This window comes from Nicoliella sp. ESL1149 (genome assembly GCF_058107265.1).
On record NZ_JBYLUE010000002.1, the window covers coordinates 1070177 to 1093390 of the forward strand.

Below are 23214 nucleotides of genomic sequence, written 5' to 3' on the forward strand. Positions count from 1 at the left end.
CATGAAGGGTATGAACATGAATGGTAATTCCGGTCATATGAAAATGAGCCATGGTAATATGGATGGCATGAATATGAGTGATGGCGGAATGATGATGATGCCGGGTGGTCATATGATGAATATGGGAAACTTAAAGCGAAAATTTTGGGTATCTCTTATTTTAATGATTCCCATTTTAATTATGTCACCAATGATGGGAATGCAGATGCCAGGACAAATCTTCTTTCCTGGTTCTGATTGGATCGTAGCCATCTTGGGAACTATTATCTTCTTTTATGGTGGACAACCATTCTTTAGTGGCGCTAAAGCTGAATTAGCATCTAAGCAACCAGCGATGATGTCTTTAATTTCAATGGGGATTACGGTTGCATATTTTTACAGTCTTTACTCTGTAATTGCGAACGATGTTTTTCATCAAATGGTCAGTAATTTCTTCTGGGAACTTTCAACATTGATCGTTATCATGTTGTTAGGACACAGAATTGAAATGCATTCCTTGATGAATGCTGGTTCTGCTTTAGATAAATTGGCTAAGTTATTACCTGATAATGCTCATTTAGTTAATTCAGATGGTAGTACCAAAGATGTTAAATTAGCTGATGTTAAAGAAGGCGACCACTTAATGGTCAAGGCTGGAGAACAAGTTCCAGCTGATGGTGATATTTTAAAGGGTCAAACCGACGTGAATGAATCATTAGTTACTGGAGAATCCCATAGTGTCAAAAAAGGTGTGGATGATAAAGTAATTGGTGGTTCTGTCAACGAAGATGGAACGATTACAATTAAGGTTACTGGAACTGGTAAGTCTGGTTATCTTTCTAAGGTCATGAAGATGGTTTCAGATGCTCAAAGCAATAAGTCTAAGACCGAAAATCTTGCGAACCGTGTTGCAGGATACTTGTTCTACGCTGCATTGATCGTTGCAATTGTTGCTTGGATTATATGGAGTTTGATCAATGGAGTGGCCTTTGCGACCGAAATTGCGGTTACTGTATTGATCATTGCTTGTCCTCATGCTTTAGGATTAGCGGTTCCATTGGTCGTTTCAAGAAGTACATCCATTGCCGCTACTCATGGACTATTAATTAGAAACCGGGATTCATTAGAAGGTTCCAAGAAGATTAAGTTTGCTTTAATGGACAAAACCGGAACATTGACTCAAGGTCAATTTAAGGTTAACCATTACGAAAGTTTCTCAAAAGACTTAAGTAACGACCAAGTTCTTCAATTGATTGCTAGTGTTGAGCAACCTTCTAGTCATCCTTTGGCAACTGGAATTGTTGGGAAGGCTAAAGCGACTGGTCTTAAATTATTAAATGTTGATAATGCCCAACAATTGACTGGTGTCGGAATTGAAGGCGAAGTTAACGGAACCACTTACCAAGTCGTAAGTAAGAGCTATTTAGAACAAAATAAAATTAGTTATGATGCTCAAAAATTCGATGATTTAGCAAGCCAAGGGAACTCAGTTAGTTTCTTAACTGCTAATAACCAAGCCCTAGGTATTATCGCTGAGGGAGACCAAGTTAAACCAGATTCGAAGGAAATGGTTGATTACTTGAAGAGAATTGGGATTACAACGGTAATGTTGACTGGTGATAATGAAAAGAGCGCATCTAAAATTGCTAAGACATTAGGTGTGGATAAGTTTGAAGCAAACTTAAAACCTGAGGATAAGCAATCAATTGTTTCTAAATATCAAAATAATGGTGAAGTGATGTTCATTGGTGATGGAATTAACGATGCCCCTAGTTTAGCAAAGGCTAACATGGGTGTTGCCATTGGTTCAGGAACTGATGTTGCCATTGATTCTGCTGATGTTGTTTTAGTTAATAGTGATCCTAAGAACGTCATTGACCTCTTGGAATTAACTCGAGCAACCGAAAATAAGATGATTGAAAACTTATGGTGGGGAGCTGGATACAATATCATTGCTTTACCACTTGCTGCTGGAATTCTTGGTGGAATTGGGTTCTTCTTACCACCAATGGTTGGAGCAATTGTGATGTCTTTAAGTACGGTTGTGGTTGCTGCGAATGCATTAACATTACACATTAAAGATTAATAATAAGATATCCACAGCCTGTGGATTATAAAAAAATAGCGTTCGATTTTTTAATCGAACGCTATTTTTGTTTTTTAAAATGATAAATTAAATTCTTTTTTCAAAGGTATATTTCTTACCACTGCCGTCATCGTTTTTATCGCTAACTTCGAATAAGAAATGTTCACCCTTTTCATCCTTAACCATTACTAGTTTGTCTGCAGTTTCACGACGTTGGTCAGTCGTGATTTGAGCAGTCCGAATTAGTTCCTTAGGATCAACATCTGAAGAAATGGCATTGCCAGGGTTAAAAAATACTTCATCTTCCATCTATAATCACTCCATCCTTTTAGCTAATTTAAGAATAGCGCAATTGTTAAAAATTATAAAGCGTTATGACCTAAGTTTTTATCAACAAAACTAGTTTCAATGATTGGATACAATGTTAATAAGGCTAAAAAGACAAATCCAAATTGGTAAGCAGTTGTTAAGTTCAAATGCAGATTTAAGATACTAACAACAACGGTAACGATGGAGACTCCTAGTCCCTGCGACATGGTTTGTGAAATTGCACAAAGGGTGTTCGCACTTGTTCGATCTTTGAAACTGATGTCTGACATTGAAACGGAGTTATAAGCAGTTAGCACAACTGAACGGCCCATTCCGTTAATGAATGCTAATAACATAATAATTAATGAAGGCGTTGAGGGATGAACAAAAGCGTATGCCAAAGTTGATATCATGATTACCATTGAAGCGGAAATGATGGTTCGCTTGTAATGAATCAGTCTAACTAATTGATTGGCGTACAATTTGGCAACAATGTTACCAATGAAAATAAAGAAGACATCAAAGGAGGCTTTGACTGGTGAGAACCCAAAAACGACTTGTAAATAAATCGTTAATAAATAAGGAATGGATCCTAACGTTAGCCATAGAACTGATCCACCAGTTTGAAAGATACGAAATGATGTAACGTGGAGTGATTTGATGGAAATCAATGGTTGTTTAACGTGGCTGAGATGATGACCAACCACAAAAACCATTGTGATTCCTACAACGACCATGATGGCAGCCATTGTCCATTTTGATTCCCCGTGAGTAGCGATTTCAGCACCAACAAGAACTAATCCAGAAGCTAAGGCGATTTCTAAAAAACCGACTAAATCAAAATGATTTTCGGGATGTTTTTCGTTTGCTGGAATCATTCGTTGACCTAAGAATAGTGCGATAATACCAATTGGTATATTAATGAAGAAAATCCAACGCCATGTTAGATATTTTACAATGAAACCACCCAATACTGGAGCAATCGCTGGAGCAATTAATGCGGGCCAAATCAGAAATGTAGTTGCCTGGAGCAATAAATGAGAGGGTGTTTTTTGAAGAACGATCAATCGAGATGTTGGAACCATCATTGAAGCAGCAATTCCTTGGATAATTCGCCAGACTAAGATAAATGTAAAGTTAGTGGCAATGGAATTACCTAACGAACTAATCGTAAAAACGGCAACGGCAATCGTCCAAATTGTCTTTTGCCCGAAGCGGTTAGCGAGCCAACCACTTAATGGAATAAAAATTGCCATAATAATGAAATATAGACTGACTAATAATGAAATATCAGCCGAATTAACGCCAAAATATTGGCTCATTTTAGGCAGAGCAGTTGTGACAATTGTTGAATCAATAAACTGCATGAATAGGCTTGCTGCCATTAAGAGTGAAAGCTTTTTGTTGATAGTGAAGAACTCCTTTTTGTATGTATTAATTATTATTATAGCGTAAAACATTAATTGATTCCTACCATCTCTTAATTGTTGTTTTTTGAATACCATTGACTACATATAATATTATATGTATATTTGAACTAATGTGCTTACGTACAATATTGTATGTATTTTATTGAACGGAAATAATAAAGTTAATGGGTGAAAACATTGGGAATAGAAAAAAGCGAATTAAGATTTGAAGATAAGCTATATGATTATCTTGCAAATATTGGTGGAACGAAACAGTGGCAACAAATGGATCATCTAAAAACAACTGATGATTTATGGAATAATTTTCGAAAAATTGTTTATCAGTTAAATCAAGATAAATTAACTCAACCACTAAGTAATTCTGAGTTCAATCAAGTAAAGAAGCAACTCCTGGAACAAACTAAAACCCCATACCATGCAGGTGTATTTTTGTATGGAGTTAACGGTAAATCACAGGTAGAGATTGATCGTGATGATGGTAAGCATGTTTTCCTAACTCTTTTTGACCAAGATCAAATTGGGGCTGGAAATACGATTTATCAAGTTGCCACCCAAATCGAATTAAAAGCAAAGCTACCAGGGAAGAAATCAAGACGTTTTGATACGACATTATTAATTAACGGGCTACCAATCATCCAAATTGAAGAAAAAGCAGATGGTCATAGTGCGAAGGAAGCTCTAAATCAAATGCATCAGTATCAAGATGAACGTCAGTATACTGATATCTTTTCAACGCTCCAAATCTTAGTTGCATTAACACCACATGATGCTCGTTACATGGCAAATACAACTTCTGAAGATTTTAATACTGATTTTGCATTTCAATGGAAGAAAAATGGTAGTAAGCAAGCACCAATTTTAGATTGGCGAGAATTTGCTGATCAATTTTTATCAATTCCAATGGCTCATCAGATGGCCACTAATTACATGATTTTAGATAATACGCCTAATCATCAAATGATAAAAGTGATGCGTTACTATCAAGTCTACGCAACACAAGCGATTATTCATGAATTGATTCATCATGATTTTGAAATGAATAATAAAAAAATTGGTTATATTTGGCATACCACTGGTTCTGGAAAAACAATCAGTTCTTTTAAGACGGCTTTCTTAGCTTCACGGTTACCAAACGTTGATAAAGTCATTTTCTTAGTTGACCGAATTGCTTTAACTAATCAAACAGCTGATGAATATAAAGCTTATGATCCAAATGCTGATGCTGATAATAAGGGTGGGATTGTTTCTGATACTGCTAATGTTCATGATTTAAAGATGAAATTAAATTCGAGTCAAAAGACCGATATTGTAGTGACTTCAACGCAAAAAATGTTCAAGTTAATTAAGAGTAGTAAGTTTACTGATGAAAAGAAACGAATCGTCTTTATTGTTGATGAAGCGCATCGTTCCACTAGTGGTGAAATGTTATCTGATATTAAGGATACTTTTCAGAATTCAGCATGGGTCGGTTACACTGGAACACCAAACTTTGATTCGAAAAATGGACCAACGACAGCTGACGTGTTCGGTAATCCGCTTCATCGATATGTAATTAGTGATGCAATTGCTGACCATAATGTTTTAGGATTTAAAGTTGATTTTAAAACAACAATTCCACAATCAGAATTACGGGAACACTTCTTACCCCAATATTTTCACGCCCGTTATCCAAAGTGGTCAGATGTTGATATTCAACATCGAATTGATAAATTAACGGCTGAAGATATGGATGATAGTGTTGCGCCTAGTGTCTATGACAATAATAAAAAACATGTTGAGTTAGTGGTTAAAGATGTTTTAGAACATTGGGATAGTCGATCTGTCCATGGAATGTACAATGCTTTATTTACGACTCATGTTGGTGGCAATAAGGCTTCAACACCAATGGCGATGATGTATTATGACGAATTTAAAAGGCAAATGGCAGCTGGGGGAACGCAACTCAAAGTGGCAATTACCTTTAGTCAAAACACTTCCAATAATGATTCTCAATTTGAAACGAACAAAGACTTATCACGTGCAATGAAAGAATATAATCAAGAATTCAAGACTAGTTTTGATGATGAAAGCGTGGCTGATTATGTTGCCGATGTGGTTAGTCGTTTAAACCGGACGGCATCGGATAAAAAGTACTTGGATTTAGTTATCGTTGTTGACCAACTCTTAACCGGCTTTGATGCACCAAAACTAAATACGTTATATGTAGATCGAACTTTACGTGGTGCTAACCTAATCCAAGCTTATTCTAGAACAAATCGGGTTCAGAATATGGAATTTAAACCCAATGGACGAATTATTAATTATCGTTGGCCTGCTAATAGTCGAAAGTTAATGAAACAAGCGTTAGCAGTTTATTCCAATCCAGATTCAGCTGACCGTCAGATGAGTGGTTTTATACCAGATGATGTTTTAGCTAAACCGTACGAAACCGTTGAGAATGAATTAGCACAAACAGTATCTAGATTAGCAGAATTGACGAATGATTTTGAAGAGGTTCCACCTAGTGAAAGTAAACAGGAAGAAGCCTATACCCAATTACGTAAATACAATGGTAAGATTGCGCAAATTAAACAATATGATGAATTTAATCCAGATAAAACAAGTGAATTCCTGCAAAGAATTGGGTTAGATGGTGACAAAGAAAGTCGGTTAACTGGTGGAATTGCTGATGATTTAAAGAAACATATTGCTAAAAATCACGATGTCGATGTTATCGATTTAAATTTAAAGATGGAACACGTTGATGAAGTGACCGTTAACTATGACTATCTTCATGAATTGATTGCTCAATACGCTAATAACATGAATGATGAAGATTCAGATCCAAAAGAAAATGAAAAACTAAGGGATCAAATCTATAAAGCATTAGATGCAATGGACGAAAAAGATCAAAAGTATGCGAATGAAATCCGTAGTTTCATGGAAAGTAATATGAAGGATGAAATTAAAGATTATCCATTAAAACCGGATCAAGTTGATAATTTGATTCATCAGCATATTAACAATTGGTCAACGAGTCAATTAAAGTCATTTATCAAAGATTGGGGTCTGGATAAATTCGAAGACAAGCAAGACATGCAGAAGTTAATTGACGACCATCAAGTTGGGAACAACGACGATTTAAAAACGGCTGGGATTTTAGCTAAAGCACTAAAATTTGGTCAGAATCATTACACTCGTGAAGGCAGTGTTGAGGTTCAATCATTAAAGAAGATTAAATACCATAACAAGATGATTATGGCATTTCAAAAACTAGCAGATAAGATTAAGAAACACGTTTAGAGGAGAACAAAAAATGGCAGAAAATAAAGCACAAGACATCACCAGCAAACTATGGAAAATGGCGAATAACTTACGGGGCAATATGGATCCCGCCGATTTTCAAACTTATATTTTAGGATTCATGTTTTATCGTTATTTATCTGAACATCAAGAACAATATTTAGTTGATAGTGATTTAATCACGGTTAAAGATGACCAGAGTATTAATGATGCTTACGCAGAAGAAGCACAAGGTGAGGATTTGGACGATTATCTTCAAGCAATTGCTGAACATTCTGGTTACGCAATCCGTCCAGAAGACACTTGGGCAACAATCGTAAATAAAGTCCAATCAGCAACGATTGCACCTGAAGATTTTCAAAATATGTTCGATCATTTCAATGAAAATGCGACCTTGAACCAAAGTGCTGAACGAGACTTTAGTAATGTTTTTAGTGACATGAACCTTGGTAATAGTCGCCTTGGTAACAATACTAACGAACGAGCTAAAGCATTAAGTAAAATCGTAAGTTTAGTTAATGAGTTTAATTACAATGATGACAATGGTCATGACATCTTGGGGGATGTTTATGAATACCTAATTGCCCAATTTGCTTCCAATTCTGGTAAGAAAGCGGGAGAATTTTACACTCCTCATGCTGTTTCGGAAGTCTTAGCTAAATTGGTAACGATTGGGTTACCTAATAATGATGAACGATTCGACGTTTATGATCCCGCAATGGGTTCCGGTTCACTATTATTGACGGTACAAGCCGAAGTGCCAAACGGTCAAGAAACCGGAAAAGTTCATTTTCATGGTCAAGAACTAAACACTACAACCTATAACTTGGCCAGAATGAATTTAATGATGCATGGAATCGAATACAATAACATGCAACTACGTAATGGGGACACACTAGCAAGTGATTGGCCAGACGGATTGGATAGTAACGGAATTGACCATCCACGAACGGTTGATGCGGTGGTTGAAAATCCACCTTACTCCGCTCATTGGGATAACGATGCGAATCGTCTAAAGGATCCACGTTTTAAGGAATACGGGGCTTTACCTCCAAAGAGTAAAGCTGATTATGCTTTTTTACTGCACGGTTTATATCATTTGAAACCAACTGGAACGATGGCGATCGTCTTACCTCATGGGGTCTTATTCCGTGGGGCGAAAGAAGGTAAGATTCGGGAAGCGTTATTAAAGAAGAACCAAATTGATGCAGTGATTGGATTACCAGAAAAGTTGTTCTACTCAACCAGTATCCCAACCGTTGTAATTGTTTTGAAGAAACAACGAGATAATCGGGATGTTTTATTCATCGATGCTAGTAAGCACTTTGAGAAGGGAAAGAATCAAAACGTTTTACGTCCAGAAGATATCAACAAGATTGTGGACACTTATCAAAAACGTGAAGATGTGGATAAGTATGCTCATGTGGCCTCAATGGATGAAATTGAAGAAAATGACTTTAATCTAAACATTCCAAGATATGTAGATACGTTTGAACCAGAACCAGAAATCGATATTGCAGCCGAAGAACAAAAGATTGCGGAAATTGATGAAGAATACGCCAAAGTTAAGGCTGAATTCGATAAGATGAAGGCTGATTTGGTGTGGACGGATAAGGGTGAGAAATAATGAGTGTGCCGAAGTTGAGGTTTAGAGAGTTTAGAGATGAATGGGAAAATAGTACATTATCAAATTATGGTAATGTATTAATGAATAAAAGAATTTTTAAAAATGAAACTTTTGATAAAGGGGATATTCCATTTTATAAAATTGGAACATTTGGTAAAAAAGCAACTTCTTTTATAACTAGAGAAAAATTTACTGAATATAAAAATAAATATCCATATCCAAGAGTAGGGGATATATTGATGTCAGCATCTGGAACATTGGGTAATACTGTTGTTTATGATGGAAAAGATTCTTATTATCAAGATTCTAATATTGTTTGGTTAAATAATGATAAAACTAAATTAGATAATTCTTTCTTATTACAATTTTATAAGAAGCATAAATGGTCAAATGTTGAAGGGAGTACTATAAAAAGGTTATATAACAAAGATATATTAAATACTAAGATAAATGTTCCTTCCTTATCTGAACAACAAAAAATTGGTTCATTCTTTCAAAAATTAGATCAACTAATTAATTTACAAACTAAGAAGATTGAACATTTGAAGCGATTGAAGCGTGGATATTTGCAGAAGATGTTTGTTAAGCATGGTGCGAAGGTACCAGAATTGAGGTTTGATGGATTTGATGGGGAGTGGAATGATAGAAAAGTTAAAGATTTACTTTTAATAGGTAAATCAGGAGGAACTCCCTCTACAAAAGAAAAGAAGTACTATAATGGGAAAATTCCATTTCTAAGTATATCAGACCTAACTACTTCAGATGGATATATAGAAGATACGGAAAAGCATATTTCTATAGAGGGTTTGAATAACTCAAGTTCATGGATAGTTCCCAAAGGCGCTTTAACAATATCTATGTACGCTTCAGTTGGTAAAGTAGCTTTATTTGAAAATGATATAGCAACATCACAAGCTTTTTTTAATATGATGTTTAACAGTGATATTGATACTAATTATATGTATTTCTTTTTTCAAAATGTTGAAGTTAATCATTTATGGAATAGACTTATATCTACAGGAACACAACAAAATTTAAATGCAAATAAAATAAATAATTTTAAATTGTTTATCCCAACGTTATTAGAACAAGAAAAAATTAGTGATTTTCTATTGAATCTAGACAAACAAATTAAATACTTTTCTAATAATTTAGAAAATATAATTAAAATAAAAAAAGGTTTTCTTCAAAAAATGTTTTTATAAAATGAGGGAACAGTAATGAAAAGTATAATAATAAGTTTAAAAGGATTAATAGTTAGTTTCTTTGAATCAGAAAAAATTGTTTATGTATCTACAGGCATTGTTATAGGATCAATAATTCCCATATATATAATTATGCTAAGTGTATTTAATTTAGATAAGAACGATTTATTTAAGTTAGTTAGTATATTAGTTGGTTTAATATCTTCAATAACGGCTCTTTATTTGGGGTTAAGGAAACCAAAACCTAATTTACAGAACGATTTGTATATTAATTATTATCGAATAAATCAAAATGGTATAGAGATATACAGTGCTGATAAAAAAGATATTAAGAATAGATTTGAATTTACTAATATATCTAAATGCACTTCATGGTTTAAATTATATAAAGTTATTCGTTATAATGCTTTTCAACTTAATAACTATTCAGAAGTTATATATGATTTAGTTAAAAATGTTGATATGTTACCAGGAACAGAAGAGTTTACTGATTTAAAAACAACAATGGTATTAAATGATAATAATCCCGTTAATACTATTGATATTAAATTTGAAACAATCGCTTCAATAAGAAAACATATTGAATATTATATAGACGAGAAAAATAATAAAATTCCAAAAACAGAGAATAATGCTAAACTTAAATTTATATTTAAAACAAATGTTGGATATAAAACAATTACTATATAGAAAAGAGATTACACAATGGTTCAACGCGTATTTGTCGTTCCCTCCGTCCAAGATGATCACATTTCTGTGTACTACAATGAATCAGCTAACATTTTCATTGTAACTGCACTGAAAGATGATATTAGTGAACTAAGTGATTTAGAAGAAGCGAATAAGCCGGGTATTTATGTACTTATGGGAAAGAAACGCCGTTATGTAGGCCAAGCTTCTGGTAAAATTATGAGTCGTTTAGAGTCTCATTACGTTAAAAAGCCGTGGTGGAATAAAGTTGTGTTCTTTGGTCGAACTGATGGGCATTTATCCAAAGATCAAACTGATTATTTAGAGCGAACTTTAATTGGTCGTGCTGTTAAGAGTAATTATGAAGTTGATAATAACAATCAGGGGAATACCAGTTATATGAATCGCTTAAATACTGCTACTGCAGAAAAACTACTAGCTGACGTTGACGGAATGTTTTCTTCTGTTTTGAATTTAAATTTATTTGAACCAGTTAATAAGTATAATCAAAAAGCTAATGATAAGGCTGAGGATTTAACGATTTATCCTGGTGAACATAATGTGGCTATCGTTGGTAATATTAGAATTGATGGTAAGACGAAGTCAAACTTATATCGAAAAGTTGTAGCTTATCTTGTTAAGAATTATCTAGATGAATTAACACCAATAATTACGAGTGATAAACCAACCATAAATGAATTTATTGGTATGAAACCAAATGTAACTGAAAAGGGAAATCATCTAGCCTATCCTATTAAAGGCACAAACTATTATGTATATACTTGTTTGAATGTAGATAGTATAAAAGAAGAATTCAATAAAATGCAAAACATGATTAATGCAAGATTAGATTATCAGTTTTAATGATGTTGGAACAAGTTGATAATTATAAAATTAAAATAACCCTTAAAGTCCACTACAAGAACTTTAAAGGTTATTTTTTAACTATAAAACTTGATATGATAACCAACCACGACGCCGATTAATGAAACTGATAAATTATCATTGACCTTACTATATTCTTTAAAATTATTCAGGTCAGCTGTGATGAATTTATCGGGTTTCTTAAGATTATCATTAACGAGAATCCAGGAACCATTATCGAAGTAAACTCTCCGAACTAATTTTGGGATGACCCCGTTTTTATTTCCGCGATATGCTCCAACATAAATAAGGTCACCATCTTTAACTTTGCAATTCTTATCAATGAGTAAGTTAGCGAACTCGGGAATTGTTGGCGCCATATCATCTCTTAAATATTCTTCTTCCTGTATTTGAGGATGTTGGTATTCAAAGACGAGATTTCTTTCGGCTTGCTGATTATCTAGAGCAATATCATCTTTCAACATGTCAAATGCCTTATCTTGCCACTCTAATTCCTCTTCTTCCGTTAGTTCATGATCATCCTCAGTCCCTAACAGGGTTTTGACATTTGTGTTGAAGATATTGGCTAATTTATTAAGTTTAGACATTTTGGGAATTCTTTTTCCCTGTGACCAGTTAGTGATCGTAGGTGGTGTGACGTCCACTAATTCTGCAAGTCGATTCTTTTTAAGCCGTGTTTTTTTTAGGAATAGGTTAAAATTATGAGCAAATTTAGTTTTACCTACTTTTTTGTGTTGTTTAACCATATTTATTCTCCTAAGTGTTAATATTTAACATTTATATAATTACTATTATCATACGCTTATTAGATTAAAAGTTAATTTTTTTGATTTAAATTAACACCTGAGGATGATTTTAATAATTTAAAATAAATTTAATGGCCTTTAAGCTTATGAAGTCAGTGAAATAATGAAACTGACATAATTTTAGGGGTATAGTTTTGGAAGATTTTGCGCTAATATAAAAATACAAATTAATTAAAGGGGCAATTTCTATGACATCTAAAAAGACGGTTTTATTTTTAAAGGATCTACCAGATTCAGACGAACAAATTGACTTATACTTTAATCATATCAATGTTAAAAATGGTAATGATGTTCGTGAATATAAAGCTGAGGATATTTTTACTGCAGCATTTGTTATTAGAGACATTGCTAACCTTCAAAGATTAAAGAATAATGTCGTCAGTATATACCGTTTTACAACAAGTGAATTTGATATTAATTTAGCTAGTGATGTAATTAATGAATTAGCAGAGCAAAATGATGATTCAAGACGAGTAAATGAATTTTTGACCCTGATTTATTTATTAATGTACAAAAAAGAAGTTACTAAAGAAAAATCCAATGAAAAGTTTGGAAAAGAAAAGGTATTATTAGGAATTTATGATTTATGGAGTGATAATGATATCCCTGCAAATCTAAATGAAAGCATTGAAAAGATGTCTGACCAAAGTTTTAAAGTTAAATTTGAAGAGGTTTCCGAATGGTTTACCAAGGACCTTCCTAACGATGGATCGATTCAAGATGATGGATTTCCATTTTCAGATGGAAATGACGATATGCCATTTATTGACGATGATGATTTGCCATTTTAATCGGAGGCTAAAATTGAATGCAAAGACAACCAGATCCATTATTTTTTCAAAAACCAATTCCGAAAAGCAGAATTAAGGTTCAAATCAATCCCAATCATGAAGTTCGGATTGTTGAAAATGGTGAAGAAATTCAATGTGATTTAGATCAGTTAACGACAACATCACTTTATGTTATGAATATTGGTGGCAAAGAGTTAATGGAAAATATACTAGATGTTTTTCGGTTCACTACCTCTGAATTTGATTTTAATTTAGTTGTATTCGTGATTGATTCCATGGCTGTAAAATTTAAAAAAGTGCCTTTGATCGATCAGTTTTTAACAACGATGTATTTTTTAATGCGAAATGAAGAGATACAAAAAGAAAAATATGGTAATCAATTCGGTAAAGAATACTTGCTAATTGCGTTATATGAAGTAATGACTAAACAACTTAGACCAATTGAAGCAAGTACCGATATTAAGTATTTATCCAGTGAAAAAATTTGCCAAAAGATGGAAAGGACGCTTAAATGGTTTCGAAATAAAGCCTAGTTTTAATTAGCTAAAATTATATTATTTTAAAATAAAATTTATGTTATTAATTAGTGTAAACATTGATACTATTTCGAATTTATGATGTATAATGATGGTGTTGAATTTAATGTCAACAATTTAATATAGAGGGGGAGAATGAATGAAGATTATTGGCCTCGGTGTTGATGGAAGCGGTAGGTGCATTCATTATCACAAACCATTTGATATTGCTGCGTTGGAGTGTGGGACTTGTCATCATTATTTTGCTTGTTATAAATGTCATGATGAGTTGATGGGACACGAATTCACTCCGATGAGTAAAGAGGGGACATATCCTGTAATGTGTGGACTTTGCGGGAAAAAGTTGACTTACGCCCAGTACCGGGAATGGTATTGTCCTTACTGTCAGCAAATGTTTAATCCCAATTGTGCATTACACACAGAAGTTTATTTTAAGGATTAACAACACATATACAATAAGGGTTTGAATCCGATGTGACGTCGGATTCTTTTTTGTAATTAAATACATATAAAAAGCCATCCTTAGTTTTTAGCGATGGCTTATTTTTTTTCAATAATGCTGGAGACTACTTTTTCAATTGAAGCAATGATGGGAGAGTTAGCATTAATCCCAGTTTGAGCGAACCGTTCCTTCCACCAATTACTCCGAATTGTTTGGACTTTTTCTAAAATGTGTTTTCCAGAACTGGTTAAGCTAACTTCCAATGCTTTTCCGGGACGTGGATGTTTAACGACCAAGTCTTGATCAGCAAGTTTTTTGATTTCTCTAGCTACCATGCCCTTATCAAGTACTAGTTGGCGAGCAATTTGGCTTTGATTGATTTCTTCGTGATCATTAACGGTTAATAAGATACAAGCAGCGGTTGGGTTTAATCCCAATTTGTTGAACTGGTTTCCAGTATCTTTATAGTATTGGCGATGTAAGATGGAAATATCCTGTGCTAAATATCCAAAATCAGTCATGATAGTCCTCCAAATGTTATGTGTTGACAATGCAACACTCATCAGTTTATAATTAACAACAATTCATCGTGTTGACAATGCAACACGATCTAAACACGTTAAATAGTATAGCACATTTCAAAGAAAAACGGAGGTAATCAAGATGACAGACCAAAAAATGACGGGTTCGAAAGCTCTAATTCAAAGTATGATCAACCAAGGGATTAAATATGTTTTTGGGATTCCAGGTGCAAAAGTCGATCAACTTTTTGAGGATTTACAACATAGTACGGATCCAAGAACGCCTCAATTAATTGTTACGCGGCATGAACAAAATGCAGCATTTATTGCAGCTGGAATTGGCCGTTTAACTGGGAAACCAGGTGTGGTCGCGGTTACCTCTGGTCCAGGAGTTTCTAATTTAGCAACAGCTTTAATGACAGCGACTGCTGAAGGAGATCCGGTGATTGCATTAGGTGGTCAAGTTCAACGTGATGATTTACTCCGTTTAACGCATCAGAGTATTCCAAGTGCTGATTTATTAAAACCAGCTACAAAGTCTAGCCAAGAAATAACCGATGCTAATAATATTTCGGAAGCATTTTCAAACGCCTATATGACGAGTCGTTCTCTAAAGAATGGAGCGACGTTCTTATCTTTGCCACAAGATTTATTAGGGAGCAAAGTTGAACGTCCAGTCATCAAATCACTACCGGAAATAACGAACGGAAGTGCTGATAGCGAACGCGTAAAACAAATCGCAGCTTTGTTAATGAATGCAAAGCGTCCCGTTATTTTGGCAGGGATGAGGGCATCAACAACGGCAGTTAGTGGAGCAATTCATCAGTTATTAAATCACTTTTCATTGCCCGTTGTTGAAACATTCCAAGGATCAGGAGTGATCTCTAGGGATTTAGAAGCAAATTATTTTGGCCGAGTTGGACTGTTTGATAATCAAATTGGGGATACTGTTTTGAAACAAAGTGATTTGGTCCTTGCAATTGGATATGACCCAATTGAATATGAAGCCAGAAATTGGCATCATGAAGGAACGAAGATTATCAATGTTGATACGGTAACACCAGAAATCAGTAACGATTATCAACCAGAAGTTGTCGTTAATGCAGATGTTGCGCAAACATTGAAAGAATTAGCGGCCTATATTCCGGAAGGAACTAGTTTGTCAGATGAAACTCGTGATGATCTTCATGAATTAAAACGGCATTTTGAAAAAGGGATTGAAGTGCCAGAAACTAACAATTCTGATGAGATTCATCCTCTCGCAATTATTGATGTTCTTCAACATGAAGTAAATGATGATACTACGATTACTGTTGATATGGGAAGTCATTATATTTGGATGGCCCGATACTTTAAGGTCTTTAAGCCGCGTCATTTAATCTTTAGTAATGGAATGCAAACATTGGGAGTTGCTTTACCATGGGCAATTGCTGCTGCTTTGACTAGACCTGACCAACATGTGGTTTCGATTGCTGGGGATGGGGGCTTCTTATTTTCAGGACAAGAAATGGAAACGGCAGTTCGTTTGAATTTGCCAATCATTCAAATCGTGTGGGTAGATGGTTACTATGATATGGTAAAATTCCAGGAGGTTGCCAAGTATGGTAAATCAGCTGGTGTTAAATTTGGTTACGTTGATAATGTAAAATATGCAGAAAGCTTTGGGGCGAAGGGTTTTCACGTTAAAAATATTGATGAATTTAAACAAGCATTCGCTGAGGCTAAGAAAACCTCAGGTCCTAGCTTGATTGAAGTCCCAATTGATTATCGTGATAACATTAAATTAAAGACAGATTTAATCGCAGACGAATTAAACTAGTTGACTTTTATTTCGAGTCCATATATAATTCAAGACAATAAATAAACGAAAAGGAGGAGTTACCATGTTAGGATCAAACGAACAATTCAATACATGTTGTTGTCAGTTAGCGCTAGGTGGTAACTCTTTTTCTGATACCCTAACTAATTGATGATAATTAGAGAGTGAATGTATCGTAAAGTGGAGCCATTACCTAGTGTGATTACTAGGTAGTGGCTCTTTTTGTTTGTTTAAATTAATTTTGAGGAGTGTATGAAGATGCATAAGCGAAGTTTAGTATCACTTGGATTGTTGACGATTGTTGCCGGATTGGTGTTAGCAGGGTGTGGAAATCAAAAAAATAATTCAGCAGCTAAGACGCAAACACTGAACTTAGCAGCCCCATCCCCACTTGATACAATTGATATCTCCAAGGCGACTGGTTATGGTCAAACAGGAAATGTATTCGAAAGTTTCTTTCGATTAGGTAAAAATGGTTCCATTACCCCAGGGTTAGCTAAGAGTAGCCATGTTAGTAAAGATGGGAAGACTTGGACGTTTAAATTAAGAGATGCTAAATGGAGTAATGGAGATCCAATCACTGCTCAAAACTTTGTTTATTCTTGGCGAAGAACCGTTACCCCAAGTACAAAAGCCCAATACGCTTACTTGTTCAATGGGGTAAAGAATGCAAAAGCGATTAATGATGGCAAACTAAATCCAGATCAATTAGGGATTAAAGCATTGGACACCCATACTGTTCAAGTTACTTTGAACAAACCAATTGCATACTTTAAGAATTTAATGACCTATCCATTGTTTGGACCAGAAAACGAAAAAGTGGTTAAAAAATATGGGAAACAATATGCTACGACTTCCAGTAAAATGGTTTACTCCGGACCATTTAAAATTGTTAAATGGAATGGGACTGGAAATACCTGGTCGTATGTGAAGAATAATAATTACTGGGATTCAAAAGTTGTTAAACTTAAGAAGATTAACTATAACGTGGTTGAAAATCCGACCACTAGTTTGAATTTATACAATACGAACAAAATTGATTTAACGCAATTGTCAACTGAACAACTAAAGAATTATCAAAATAGTTCCGATTTAAAGAATTATTCATATTCAATGACCATTTTCTTGAGATATAACTTTAAAGATGGTGATGCTGCTAAACGGAAAGCATTAAATAATCCTAATATTCGTCGCGCAATTTCACTTGCTGTTGACCGTGATCAATTATCAAAGAAAGTCTTAGGGTTGAAGTCTAAGATTACAACTGGGTTTATTCCCCATGGTTTAGCTAAGGATCCAAAGAGCGGAAAAGATTTTGCTGACGAACAAGCGGTCAAGAATACCACTAATTACAATCTAACTTTAGCTAAACAGCTTTGGAAGAAGGGGTTGAAGGAGATTGGAGATAAAACGGTTACTTTAAATATCCAAGCACCGAATGATAGCAATGATAATCCTTATAGTTCGGTCGTGACTCAATATCTTAAAGGAGTTCTAGAAAAGAACTTGAAGGGCTTTGATTTGAAGATCAGTCTCTTGCCTGGTAAGTCAATTACAGAAAATGAACAAAAGGGTAATTTTGATATTTCCCTTGATAGTTGGGGCGCTGATTTCAAAGATCCCGCAACGTTCATGCAAATTCCTCAAGCTGGAACTTCCTACAATACTGGTAAGTATAATAATTCAAAATATAATGAATTAGTTGATCGAGCTAGTGACCAAGATGCAAATAATCCAGCCAAAAGATGGAATGATTTCGTTGAAGCTGCTGAGATTTTGAATCAAGATCAAGGATTAACGCCATTGTTCCAAAATGACACATATTTCCTTCAACACTCCAATGTTAAGGGAATTATTCATAACAATGCCGGTCCACAATGGAACTATAAATATGCTTATATCAAGTAAATAAAAAAACGATTGGAAATTTATTTTCCAATCGTTTTTTCTATTCGTAATATTTTTTGAATCTTTCCTTGAATGGACGCATTTGTTCACAGAGATGAACTTCTCGAACGACAAATTCATGAGTTCGACAAGTATAATCATGTTCACGTCCGATTTTAGCAATGTACCCGTTAATATAATCAACTTCAGTTGGACGGCCCTTTGAGAAGTCTTGATACATTGAAGGATAATGATATTTAAATTGATGACATGTGGCGGGAATAGATGCCATTTGAGCTTGACGAGTTTCAATCATTTTAATTCCAGCTCGTTCACATGCGTCATAAGATTCATTGAAGAGTTGTCTAGCCATATCTTCGGCACCTTTGTATTGAATGAATTGGCCCATTTGAATTTCAAACATGGTACAAATAGTATTCATAACTGCATTGTAAACCACTTTGGACATACACATTCCCTTCCATTCAGGGCACATAACAGGGCCAAGTTTAGCGGCTTTTAAATCATTGAAGACTTGAGTTGTTGTTTCATCGGCAGGTTTGTTATTGTATGGAGCCATATGCATAACTTCACCATTTTCGGGACCCATGAAATCAACGTTAGCAGGGCCATCCATTCTGGTGGCAATCATGGCAGATGCACAAATCATTTTATTTGGATCGAAGCATTTAGCGATTTTTTCAAAATGACCCATTCCATTCATTGCTGAAAAAGCGTATTGATCTGAATGAAAAATTCCAGCCTTACTATCTCGTTCGAGTTCTTCAGCTAATTGCATTTGCTTTTTGAAAATGATCCAAACATCAGGATGTCCTTTATATTCTTCTGGATAGTAAATGTTGATTGGAACAATATGTCGATTTTCATGATCACGAGCAACGGAAACACCGCCTTGTTCACGAACTTTTTCAACATTAGGTTTCCAAGTATCAATGAAATCAACGTCGACACCAGCGTTTTCTTGTAACATGACTCCGTATCGATATCCCATTGCGCCAGCACCAATAATTCCGTATTTCATAATCATCAACTCCAATTTTGTTTTTTAAATTGATGTTAATTATACGCGGCATGAATTTTAATCTGCAAGAGAATGACGATTAATGTTTAACATGTCAAGATTAAAAACTTTAATCTTTTTATTCAACTACATTTGCACCAATAACGTTTTTAAAGTGGTTTAAGGCCCAATCTTGACCTTCTTGAGTTAATGTAGCAACTCCACTTTTATGGACTGTAATATCATAGCAGAGATTATAAGCACTAATGGCAGTGTGAAGGACACATATATCTGTACAAACGCCAGTTAATTCAATTTTTTTAATGTTACGTTCCCTAAGAAACATGTCTAAATCAGTTCCAGCAAAGGAGCTATACCTAGTTTTATCCATCATCTTTACTTTAGAAGAATTCTTGTGTTGGTCATACCAAGTTTGTAAGTCACCATATAATTGGCGTCCCCAGCTATTGCGAACGTTGTGTGATGGAAATAACTTACTTTCAGGATGATATGGGTCATTTGGGGTGTGCACATCTGTAGGTAAAATAACCCAATCACCATTCGCTAGTGTTTGATCAGCTAATTTGATGATGGAATCCATTAAATTCTGAGCAGATTTACCACAGGTCAATGCACCATTATCCGCTACAAAATCATTAGTATAGTCAATAATTAATAATGCTCTGTTAGTCATTTCTATCATTCCCCTTATTTGTTTTTATTAAAAATAGCATTTCTCGTTATAAAGTACAATTTTTAATTGAAAAAATAAAAAATTTTTCTCTTTTTTTAAAATAATTTGAAAACATTAACATGTCGCTATTTATCTGGTTAGATAGTACATGTTTAATTTTTGTAAGTGTTTTTTATTCATTTTAAAGATAAAGTAGTCACAAAACTATCAGGTTAGGAACGAAAGAGTGTTTATTAGTAACACAATATATAGTACTAGACTGTTATACCAATACCTATATATTGTGTTTTGCCATTTACTTTTAAAATTTTTCCGAATATAATAATCGTTGCTCGCAAAAAATAATTTTTAAAGTTACATATTTTAGAAAAAGGGATGACAATGATAATGGAACAATTTTCAAAGTCTAAAATGGTCGTAAAAGCAGATGGAGAACGGATGCCTTTTTATTCGTATAAAATTAATTTGGTATTAGATGCTTTAAAGGTTGATGATAATACTCGAAAAATAGTTAATAGGTCTGTATTAGATGCGGTTAACAAAGTTGATTCTGAGATTTCAGTTTCAATGATTAGAGCAGCTTTTATTATTGCTTTAACCAAAATGAAGAGACGAGACTTAGTAAAACGCTATAATCGATATCGTCTTAAAGATGTAGAAAAATGGCGTTCAGCAATTGATCCCAAACAAAAACTAGAGTCGCTATTTAATGGCGTTGGGACGATTGTCCATGAAAATGCGAATAAGGATAGTCGAGTGTTTAGTACGCGACGTGACTTAACAGCTGGCATGGTTGGAAAGTCAATGGGATTAAAAATGATGCCAGAAACAGTAGCTAAAGCCCACTTAAGAGGAGATATTCATTATCATGATTTAGATTATTCGCCCCTAACCGCAATGACAAATTGTTGCTTGATCAATTTCAAAGACATGTTAGCAAACGGTTTTCAAATTGGAAATGCGGATGTTGAATCTCCTAAATCCATTCAAACTGCAACTGCTCAAATGTCTCAAATCATTGCTAATGTAGCATCTAGTCAATATGGTGGGTGTTCATCAAATCGAACTGATGAGGTCTTGGCACCATATGCAGAAAAGAACTATCGTAAACATTTATTGGAAGCCAAAGTATGGATAGCACCTGACAAGCAGGTTGAATATGCAAAGCAAAAGACAATTAAAGATATTTATGATGCGATGCAAGCATTAGAATATGAAGTTAACACTTTATTTTCATCAAATGGACAAACCCCGTTCACCACAATCGGATTTGGTTTAGGAACCAGTTGGATTGAACGTGCAATTCAAAAAGCAATCCTGGAAGTCCGGATTAAAGGATTAGGTTCACAGCATCGAACTGCAATTTTTCCTAAATTGATTTTTACATTAAAACGCCATTTGAATTTACAGCCGGGGGATCCAAATTATGATGTTAAAAAATTAGCGGTTGAATGTGCAACGAAACGAATGTATCCCGATATTTTAATGTATGACAAAATTATTGATATTACGGGGAGTTTTAAATGTCCAATGGGATGCCGTAGCTTTTTGCAAGGATGGTGTGACGAAAAGGGAAATGAAGTGAACGATGGGCGGATGAATTTAGGAGTTGTCACGATTAATTTACCAAGAATTGCGATTGAGTCTCATGGAAATAAGGATATTTTCTGGGAAATTATGAATGATAGAGTTCATTTAGCGAAAAAAGCGTTGTTAAATCGAATTCAACGATGTAAGGAAGCTAAACCTGAAAATGCTCCCATCTTGTATTTAAATGGAGCCTTTGGACGTTTGAATCCCGATGATGACGTTGATAAATTATTCAATAATCGTCGGGCGACGATTTCTTTGGGATATATTGGACTATATGAAGTCGGGACTACTTTTTATGGTCCTAAATGGGAGAATAATCAAGACGCACACGCTTTTACAGTTAAAATTGTTAAGTATTTGCATGATTATTGTTTAAAGTGGGAACAAGAATATGGATACCATTTTAGTGTTTACTCCACTCCTGCTGAATCTTTAACAGATACATTTTGTGAAGATGACATAGCTAGATTTGGAAAGATTAAAGATATTACTGACAAAGAATACTATACCAATAGTTTTCATTATGACGTTCGAAAAAATCCAACGCCATTTGAAAAACTAACTTTTGAAAAAGCATATCCCCCATATGCAGCAGGCGGTTTTATTCATTATTGTGAATATCCAAATCTGAAACAAAATCCTGCTGCACTTGAGGCTGTTTGGGATTGGGCATATGACCAAGTTGGCTATTTAGGAACGAATGCTTCAATTGATCATTGTTATGAATGTGGATATGATGGTGAATTTAAAGCAACCGCAAAGGGATTTGTTTGTCCGGAATGTGGTAATCATAATCCAGAAACTTGTGATGTCGTTAAAAGAACTTGCGGCTATCTTGGTAATCCAATGAAACGACCAATGGTACATGGAAGACATAGGGAAATTGCTTCTCGAGTTAAAAATATTAGTCAAAAGGAAGTTAATCATGAATAGAAGAGTGAGAAAGCCTAATGATCCCCAACCAAAAGAATGGCTTGCTTCGCAACATAGTTTGCAATACATTGCGGATTATAAGCCTTTTAATATGGTTGATGGTGAGGGAGTTCGCTGCAGTTTATATGTTTCAGGCTGTTTGTTTAATTGTCCCGGTTGTTATAATCGGGTCGCTCAGAATTTTCATTATGGAAGACCATACACCCAAGAGCTGGAAGATCGGATAATTCAAGATATGCGGAATAGTTACGTTCAGGGATTAACGTTACTAGGTGGAGAACCATTTTTAAACACGCAAGTTTGTTTACGACTTTGTCGAAGAGTTCGTAAAGAATTTGGGCATACCAAGGATATTTGGTCGTGGACCGGCTATACTTGGGATGAAATGATGAAAGAATCAATGGATAAACTTAAATTATTAAATATGATAGATATTTTAGTTGATGGACGATTCATGGAAGATAAAAAAGATTTGACCCTCCAATTTCGAGGAAGTTCCAATCAACGAATTATTGATGTTCAAAAATCATTAGATGCAAATGAAGTTATTATTTGGGATAAGTTAGTTCATTAAAAAGGAGGACGCTTTTTGCGAGTGTCCTCCTTTTCTGCCGTTCATGAACAATTTAATACCGATAATTTACTGAAGGTCATAAAATCATCATTTCCGATTATAAT

At 34.6% G+C, this 23214-nt stretch carries 19 protein-coding genes; 13 read left to right on the plus strand and 6 right to left on the minus strand.

Annotated elements, in window-relative coordinates; translation table 11 throughout:
* Window position 1: 1 nt before the first annotated feature.
* Window positions 2-2065 carry a heavy metal translocating P-type ATPase gene (locus AC3B6G_RS05165; RefSeq protein WP_489849576.1) on the plus strand — a complete coding sequence of 688 codons (2064 nt, stop codon included), beginning with the start codon at window positions 2-4 and terminating at the stop codon, window positions 2063-2065.
* Between the two features lie 87 nt (window positions 2066-2152).
* Here AC3B6G_RS05165 and AC3B6G_RS05170 read toward each other — a convergent pair whose 3' ends face one another.
* Together AC3B6G_RS05170 and AC3B6G_RS05175 are read right to left on the minus strand one after the other, a co-directional pair.
* On the minus strand, window positions 2153-2374 hold the full coding sequence (locus AC3B6G_RS05170) for a hypothetical protein (RefSeq protein ID WP_489849335.1): 222 nt from the start codon (window positions 2372-2374) through the stop codon (window positions 2153-2155).
* A 53-nt stretch (window positions 2375-2427) separates the two neighbouring features.
* On the minus strand, window positions 2428-3834 hold the full coding sequence (locus AC3B6G_RS05175; RefSeq protein ID WP_489849336.1) for an MFS transporter: 1407 nt from the start codon (window positions 3832-3834) through the stop codon (window positions 2428-2430).
* A 147-nt stretch (window positions 3835-3981) separates the two neighbouring features.
* Here AC3B6G_RS05175 and AC3B6G_RS05180 point away from each other — a divergent pair, with 147 nt between their 5' ends.
* The 5 genes from AC3B6G_RS05180 to AC3B6G_RS05200 are packed head-to-tail and all read left to right on the plus strand — an operon-like array spanning window position 3982 to window position 11472.
* Window positions 3982-7086, plus strand: coding sequence for a type I restriction endonuclease subunit R (locus tag AC3B6G_RS05180; protein ID WP_489849337.1), 3105 nt, complete (start codon window positions 3982-3984; stop codon window positions 7084-7086).
* Window positions 7087-7099: 13 nt separating this feature from the next.
* Window positions 7100-8713 carry a type I restriction-modification system subunit M gene (locus AC3B6G_RS05185; protein WP_489849338.1) on the plus strand — a complete coding sequence of 538 codons (1614 nt, stop codon included), beginning with the start codon at window positions 7100-7102 and terminating at the stop codon, window positions 8711-8713.
* The gene (locus tag AC3B6G_RS05190; protein ID WP_489849339.1) at window positions 8713-9918 is read left to right on the plus strand and encodes a restriction endonuclease subunit S; all 1206 of its coding nucleotides are present in this window, start codon (window positions 8713-8715) and stop codon (window positions 9916-9918) included. Before AC3B6G_RS05185 ends, AC3B6G_RS05190 begins: the two co-directional genes overlap by 1 nt.
* A gap of 15 nt (window positions 9919-9933) precedes the next feature.
* Entirely contained in the window at window positions 9934-10608 is a 675-nt protein-coding gene (locus AC3B6G_RS05195; RefSeq protein ID WP_489849340.1) for a hypothetical protein, read from the plus strand.
* A gap of 15 nt (window positions 10609-10623) precedes the next feature.
* A complete protein-coding gene (locus AC3B6G_RS05200; protein ID WP_489849341.1) occupies window positions 10624-11472 on the plus strand; it encodes a GIY-YIG nuclease family protein in 849 nt (282 codons plus the stop codon).
* Between the two features lie 77 nt (window positions 11473-11549).
* Here the strand turns inward: AC3B6G_RS05200 and AC3B6G_RS05205 are convergent, their stop codons facing one another.
* Window positions 11550-12239 carry a helix-turn-helix domain-containing protein gene (locus tag AC3B6G_RS05205; protein WP_489849342.1) on the minus strand — a complete coding sequence of 230 codons (690 nt, stop codon included), beginning with the start codon at window positions 12237-12239 and terminating at the stop codon, window positions 11550-11552.
* Between the two features lie 248 nt (window positions 12240-12487).
* Here AC3B6G_RS05205 and AC3B6G_RS05210 point away from each other — a divergent pair, with 248 nt between their 5' ends.
* The 3 genes from AC3B6G_RS05210 to AC3B6G_RS05220 all read left to right on the plus strand — a co-directional run bounded on the left by AC3B6G_RS05210 (window position 12488) and on the right by AC3B6G_RS05220 (window position 14068).
* A complete protein-coding gene (locus AC3B6G_RS05210) occupies window positions 12488-13090 on the plus strand; it encodes a hypothetical protein (RefSeq protein WP_489849343.1) in 603 nt (200 codons plus the stop codon).
* 17 nt (window positions 13091-13107) lie between these two features.
* Window positions 13108-13623 carry a hypothetical protein gene (locus tag AC3B6G_RS05215; protein ID WP_489849344.1) on the plus strand — a complete coding sequence of 172 codons (516 nt, stop codon included), beginning with the start codon at window positions 13108-13110 and terminating at the stop codon, window positions 13621-13623.
* A 142-nt stretch (window positions 13624-13765) separates the two neighbouring features.
* The gene (locus tag AC3B6G_RS05220; RefSeq protein ID WP_489849345.1) at window positions 13766-14068 is read left to right on the plus strand and encodes a CHY zinc finger protein; all 303 of its coding nucleotides are present in this window, start codon (window positions 13766-13768) and stop codon (window positions 14066-14068) included.
* A gap of 98 nt (window positions 14069-14166) precedes the next feature.
* Here AC3B6G_RS05220 and AC3B6G_RS05225 read toward each other — a convergent pair whose 3' ends face one another.
* Window positions 14167-14589, minus strand: a complete 423-nt coding sequence (locus AC3B6G_RS05225; RefSeq protein WP_489849346.1) for a MarR family winged helix-turn-helix transcriptional regulator — start codon at window positions 14587-14589, stop codon at window positions 14167-14169.
* A gap of 142 nt (window positions 14590-14731) precedes the next feature.
* Between AC3B6G_RS05225 and alsS the strand changes: the two genes are divergently transcribed.
* Together alsS and AC3B6G_RS05235 are read left to right on the plus strand one after the other, a co-directional pair.
* On the plus strand, window positions 14732-16408 hold the full coding sequence (gene alsS, locus AC3B6G_RS05230; protein ID WP_489849347.1) for an acetolactate synthase AlsS: 1677 nt from the start codon (window positions 14732-14734) through the stop codon (window positions 16406-16408).
* Window positions 16409-16666: 258 nt separating this feature from the next.
* Window positions 16667-18316, plus strand: coding sequence for a peptide ABC transporter substrate-binding protein (locus tag AC3B6G_RS05235; RefSeq protein ID WP_489849348.1), 1650 nt, complete (start codon window positions 16667-16669; stop codon window positions 18314-18316).
* Between the two features lie 40 nt (window positions 18317-18356).
* On the opposite strand, the gene AC3B6G_RS05240 is transcribed toward AC3B6G_RS05235, so the two are convergent.
* Window positions 18357-19337 (minus strand): ketopantoate reductase family protein, encoded by a 981-nt coding sequence (locus tag AC3B6G_RS05240; RefSeq protein ID WP_489849349.1) that lies wholly within the window; start codon window positions 19335-19337, stop codon window positions 18357-18359.
* 118 nt (window positions 19338-19455) lie between these two features.
* Complete coding sequence (locus tag AC3B6G_RS05245; RefSeq protein WP_489849350.1) at window positions 19456-20010, minus strand: cysteine hydrolase family protein; 555 nt, start codon at window positions 20008-20010, stop codon at window positions 19456-19458.
* 387 nt (window positions 20011-20397) lie between these two features.
* Here AC3B6G_RS05245 and nrdD point away from each other — a divergent pair, with 387 nt between their 5' ends.
* Together nrdD and nrdG are read left to right on the plus strand one after the other, a co-directional pair.
* Window positions 20398-22536 carry an anaerobic ribonucleoside-triphosphate reductase gene (gene nrdD, locus AC3B6G_RS05250; protein WP_489849351.1) on the plus strand — a complete coding sequence of 713 codons (2139 nt, stop codon included), beginning with the start codon at window positions 20398-20400 and terminating at the stop codon, window positions 22534-22536.
* A complete protein-coding gene (nrdG, locus tag AC3B6G_RS05255; protein ID WP_489849352.1) occupies window positions 22529-23110 on the plus strand; it encodes an anaerobic ribonucleoside-triphosphate reductase activating protein in 582 nt (193 codons plus the stop codon). Before nrdD ends, nrdG begins: the two co-directional genes overlap by 8 nt.
* The last annotated feature ends 104 nt before the right edge of the window (window positions 23111-23214 follow it).

Excerpts from the sequence above, each read along its gene's own strand:
- AC3B6G_RS05175 (WP_489849336.1), bottom strand. The coding sequence starts at position 3,834 with ATGTTTTACGCTATAATAATAATTAATACATACAAAAAGGAGTTCTTC.
- AC3B6G_RS05210 (WP_489849343.1), top strand. The coding sequence starts at position 12,488 with ATGACATCTAAAAAGACGGTTTTATTTTTAAAGGATCTACCAGATTCA.
- AC3B6G_RS05245 (WP_489849350.1), bottom strand. The coding sequence starts at position 20,010 with ATGACTAACAGAGCATTATTAATTATTGACTATACTAATGATTTTGTA.
- AC3B6G_RS05200 (WP_489849341.1), top strand. The coding sequence starts at position 10,624 with ATGGTTCAACGCGTATTTGTCGTTCCCTCCGTCCAAGATGATCACATT.
- nrdG (WP_489849352.1), top strand. The coding sequence starts at position 22,529 with ATGAATAGAAGAGTGAGAAAGCCTAATGATCCCCAACCAAAAGAATGG.
- AC3B6G_RS05235 (WP_489849348.1), top strand. The coding sequence starts at position 16,667 with ATGCATAAGCGAAGTTTAGTATCACTTGGATTGTTGACGATTGTTGCC.
- alsS (WP_489849347.1), top strand. The coding sequence starts at position 14,732 with ATGACAGACCAAAAAATGACGGGTTCGAAAGCTCTAATTCAAAGTATG.
- AC3B6G_RS05190 (WP_489849339.1), top strand. The coding sequence starts at position 8,713 with ATGAGTGTGCCGAAGTTGAGGTTTAGAGAGTTTAGAGATGAATGGGAA.
- AC3B6G_RS05195 (WP_489849340.1), top strand. The coding sequence starts at position 9,934 with ATGAAAAGTATAATAATAAGTTTAAAAGGATTAATAGTTAGTTTCTTT.
- AC3B6G_RS05170 (WP_489849335.1), bottom strand. The coding sequence starts at position 2,374 with ATGGAAGATGAAGTATTTTTTAACCCTGGCAATGCCATTTCTTCAGAT.
- AC3B6G_RS05165 (WP_489849576.1), top strand. The coding sequence starts at position 2 with ATGAAGGGTATGAACATGAATGGTAATTCCGGTCATATGAAAATGAGC.
- AC3B6G_RS05220 (WP_489849345.1), top strand. The coding sequence starts at position 13,766 with ATGAAGATTATTGGCCTCGGTGTTGATGGAAGCGGTAGGTGCATTCAT.
- nrdD (WP_489849351.1), top strand. The coding sequence starts at position 20,398 with ATGGAACAATTTTCAAAGTCTAAAATGGTCGTAAAAGCAGATGGAGAA.
- AC3B6G_RS05205 (WP_489849342.1), bottom strand. The coding sequence starts at position 12,239 with ATGGTTAAACAACACAAAAAAGTAGGTAAAACTAAATTTGCTCATAAT.
- AC3B6G_RS05240 (WP_489849349.1), bottom strand. The coding sequence starts at position 19,337 with ATGAAATACGGAATTATTGGTGCTGGCGCAATGGGATATCGATACGGA.
- AC3B6G_RS05185 (WP_489849338.1), top strand. The coding sequence starts at position 7,100 with ATGGCAGAAAATAAAGCACAAGACATCACCAGCAAACTATGGAAAATG.
- AC3B6G_RS05225 (WP_489849346.1), bottom strand. The coding sequence starts at position 14,589 with ATGACTGATTTTGGATATTTAGCACAGGATATTTCCATCTTACATCGC.
- AC3B6G_RS05215 (WP_489849344.1), top strand. The coding sequence starts at position 13,108 with ATGCAAAGACAACCAGATCCATTATTTTTTCAAAAACCAATTCCGAAA.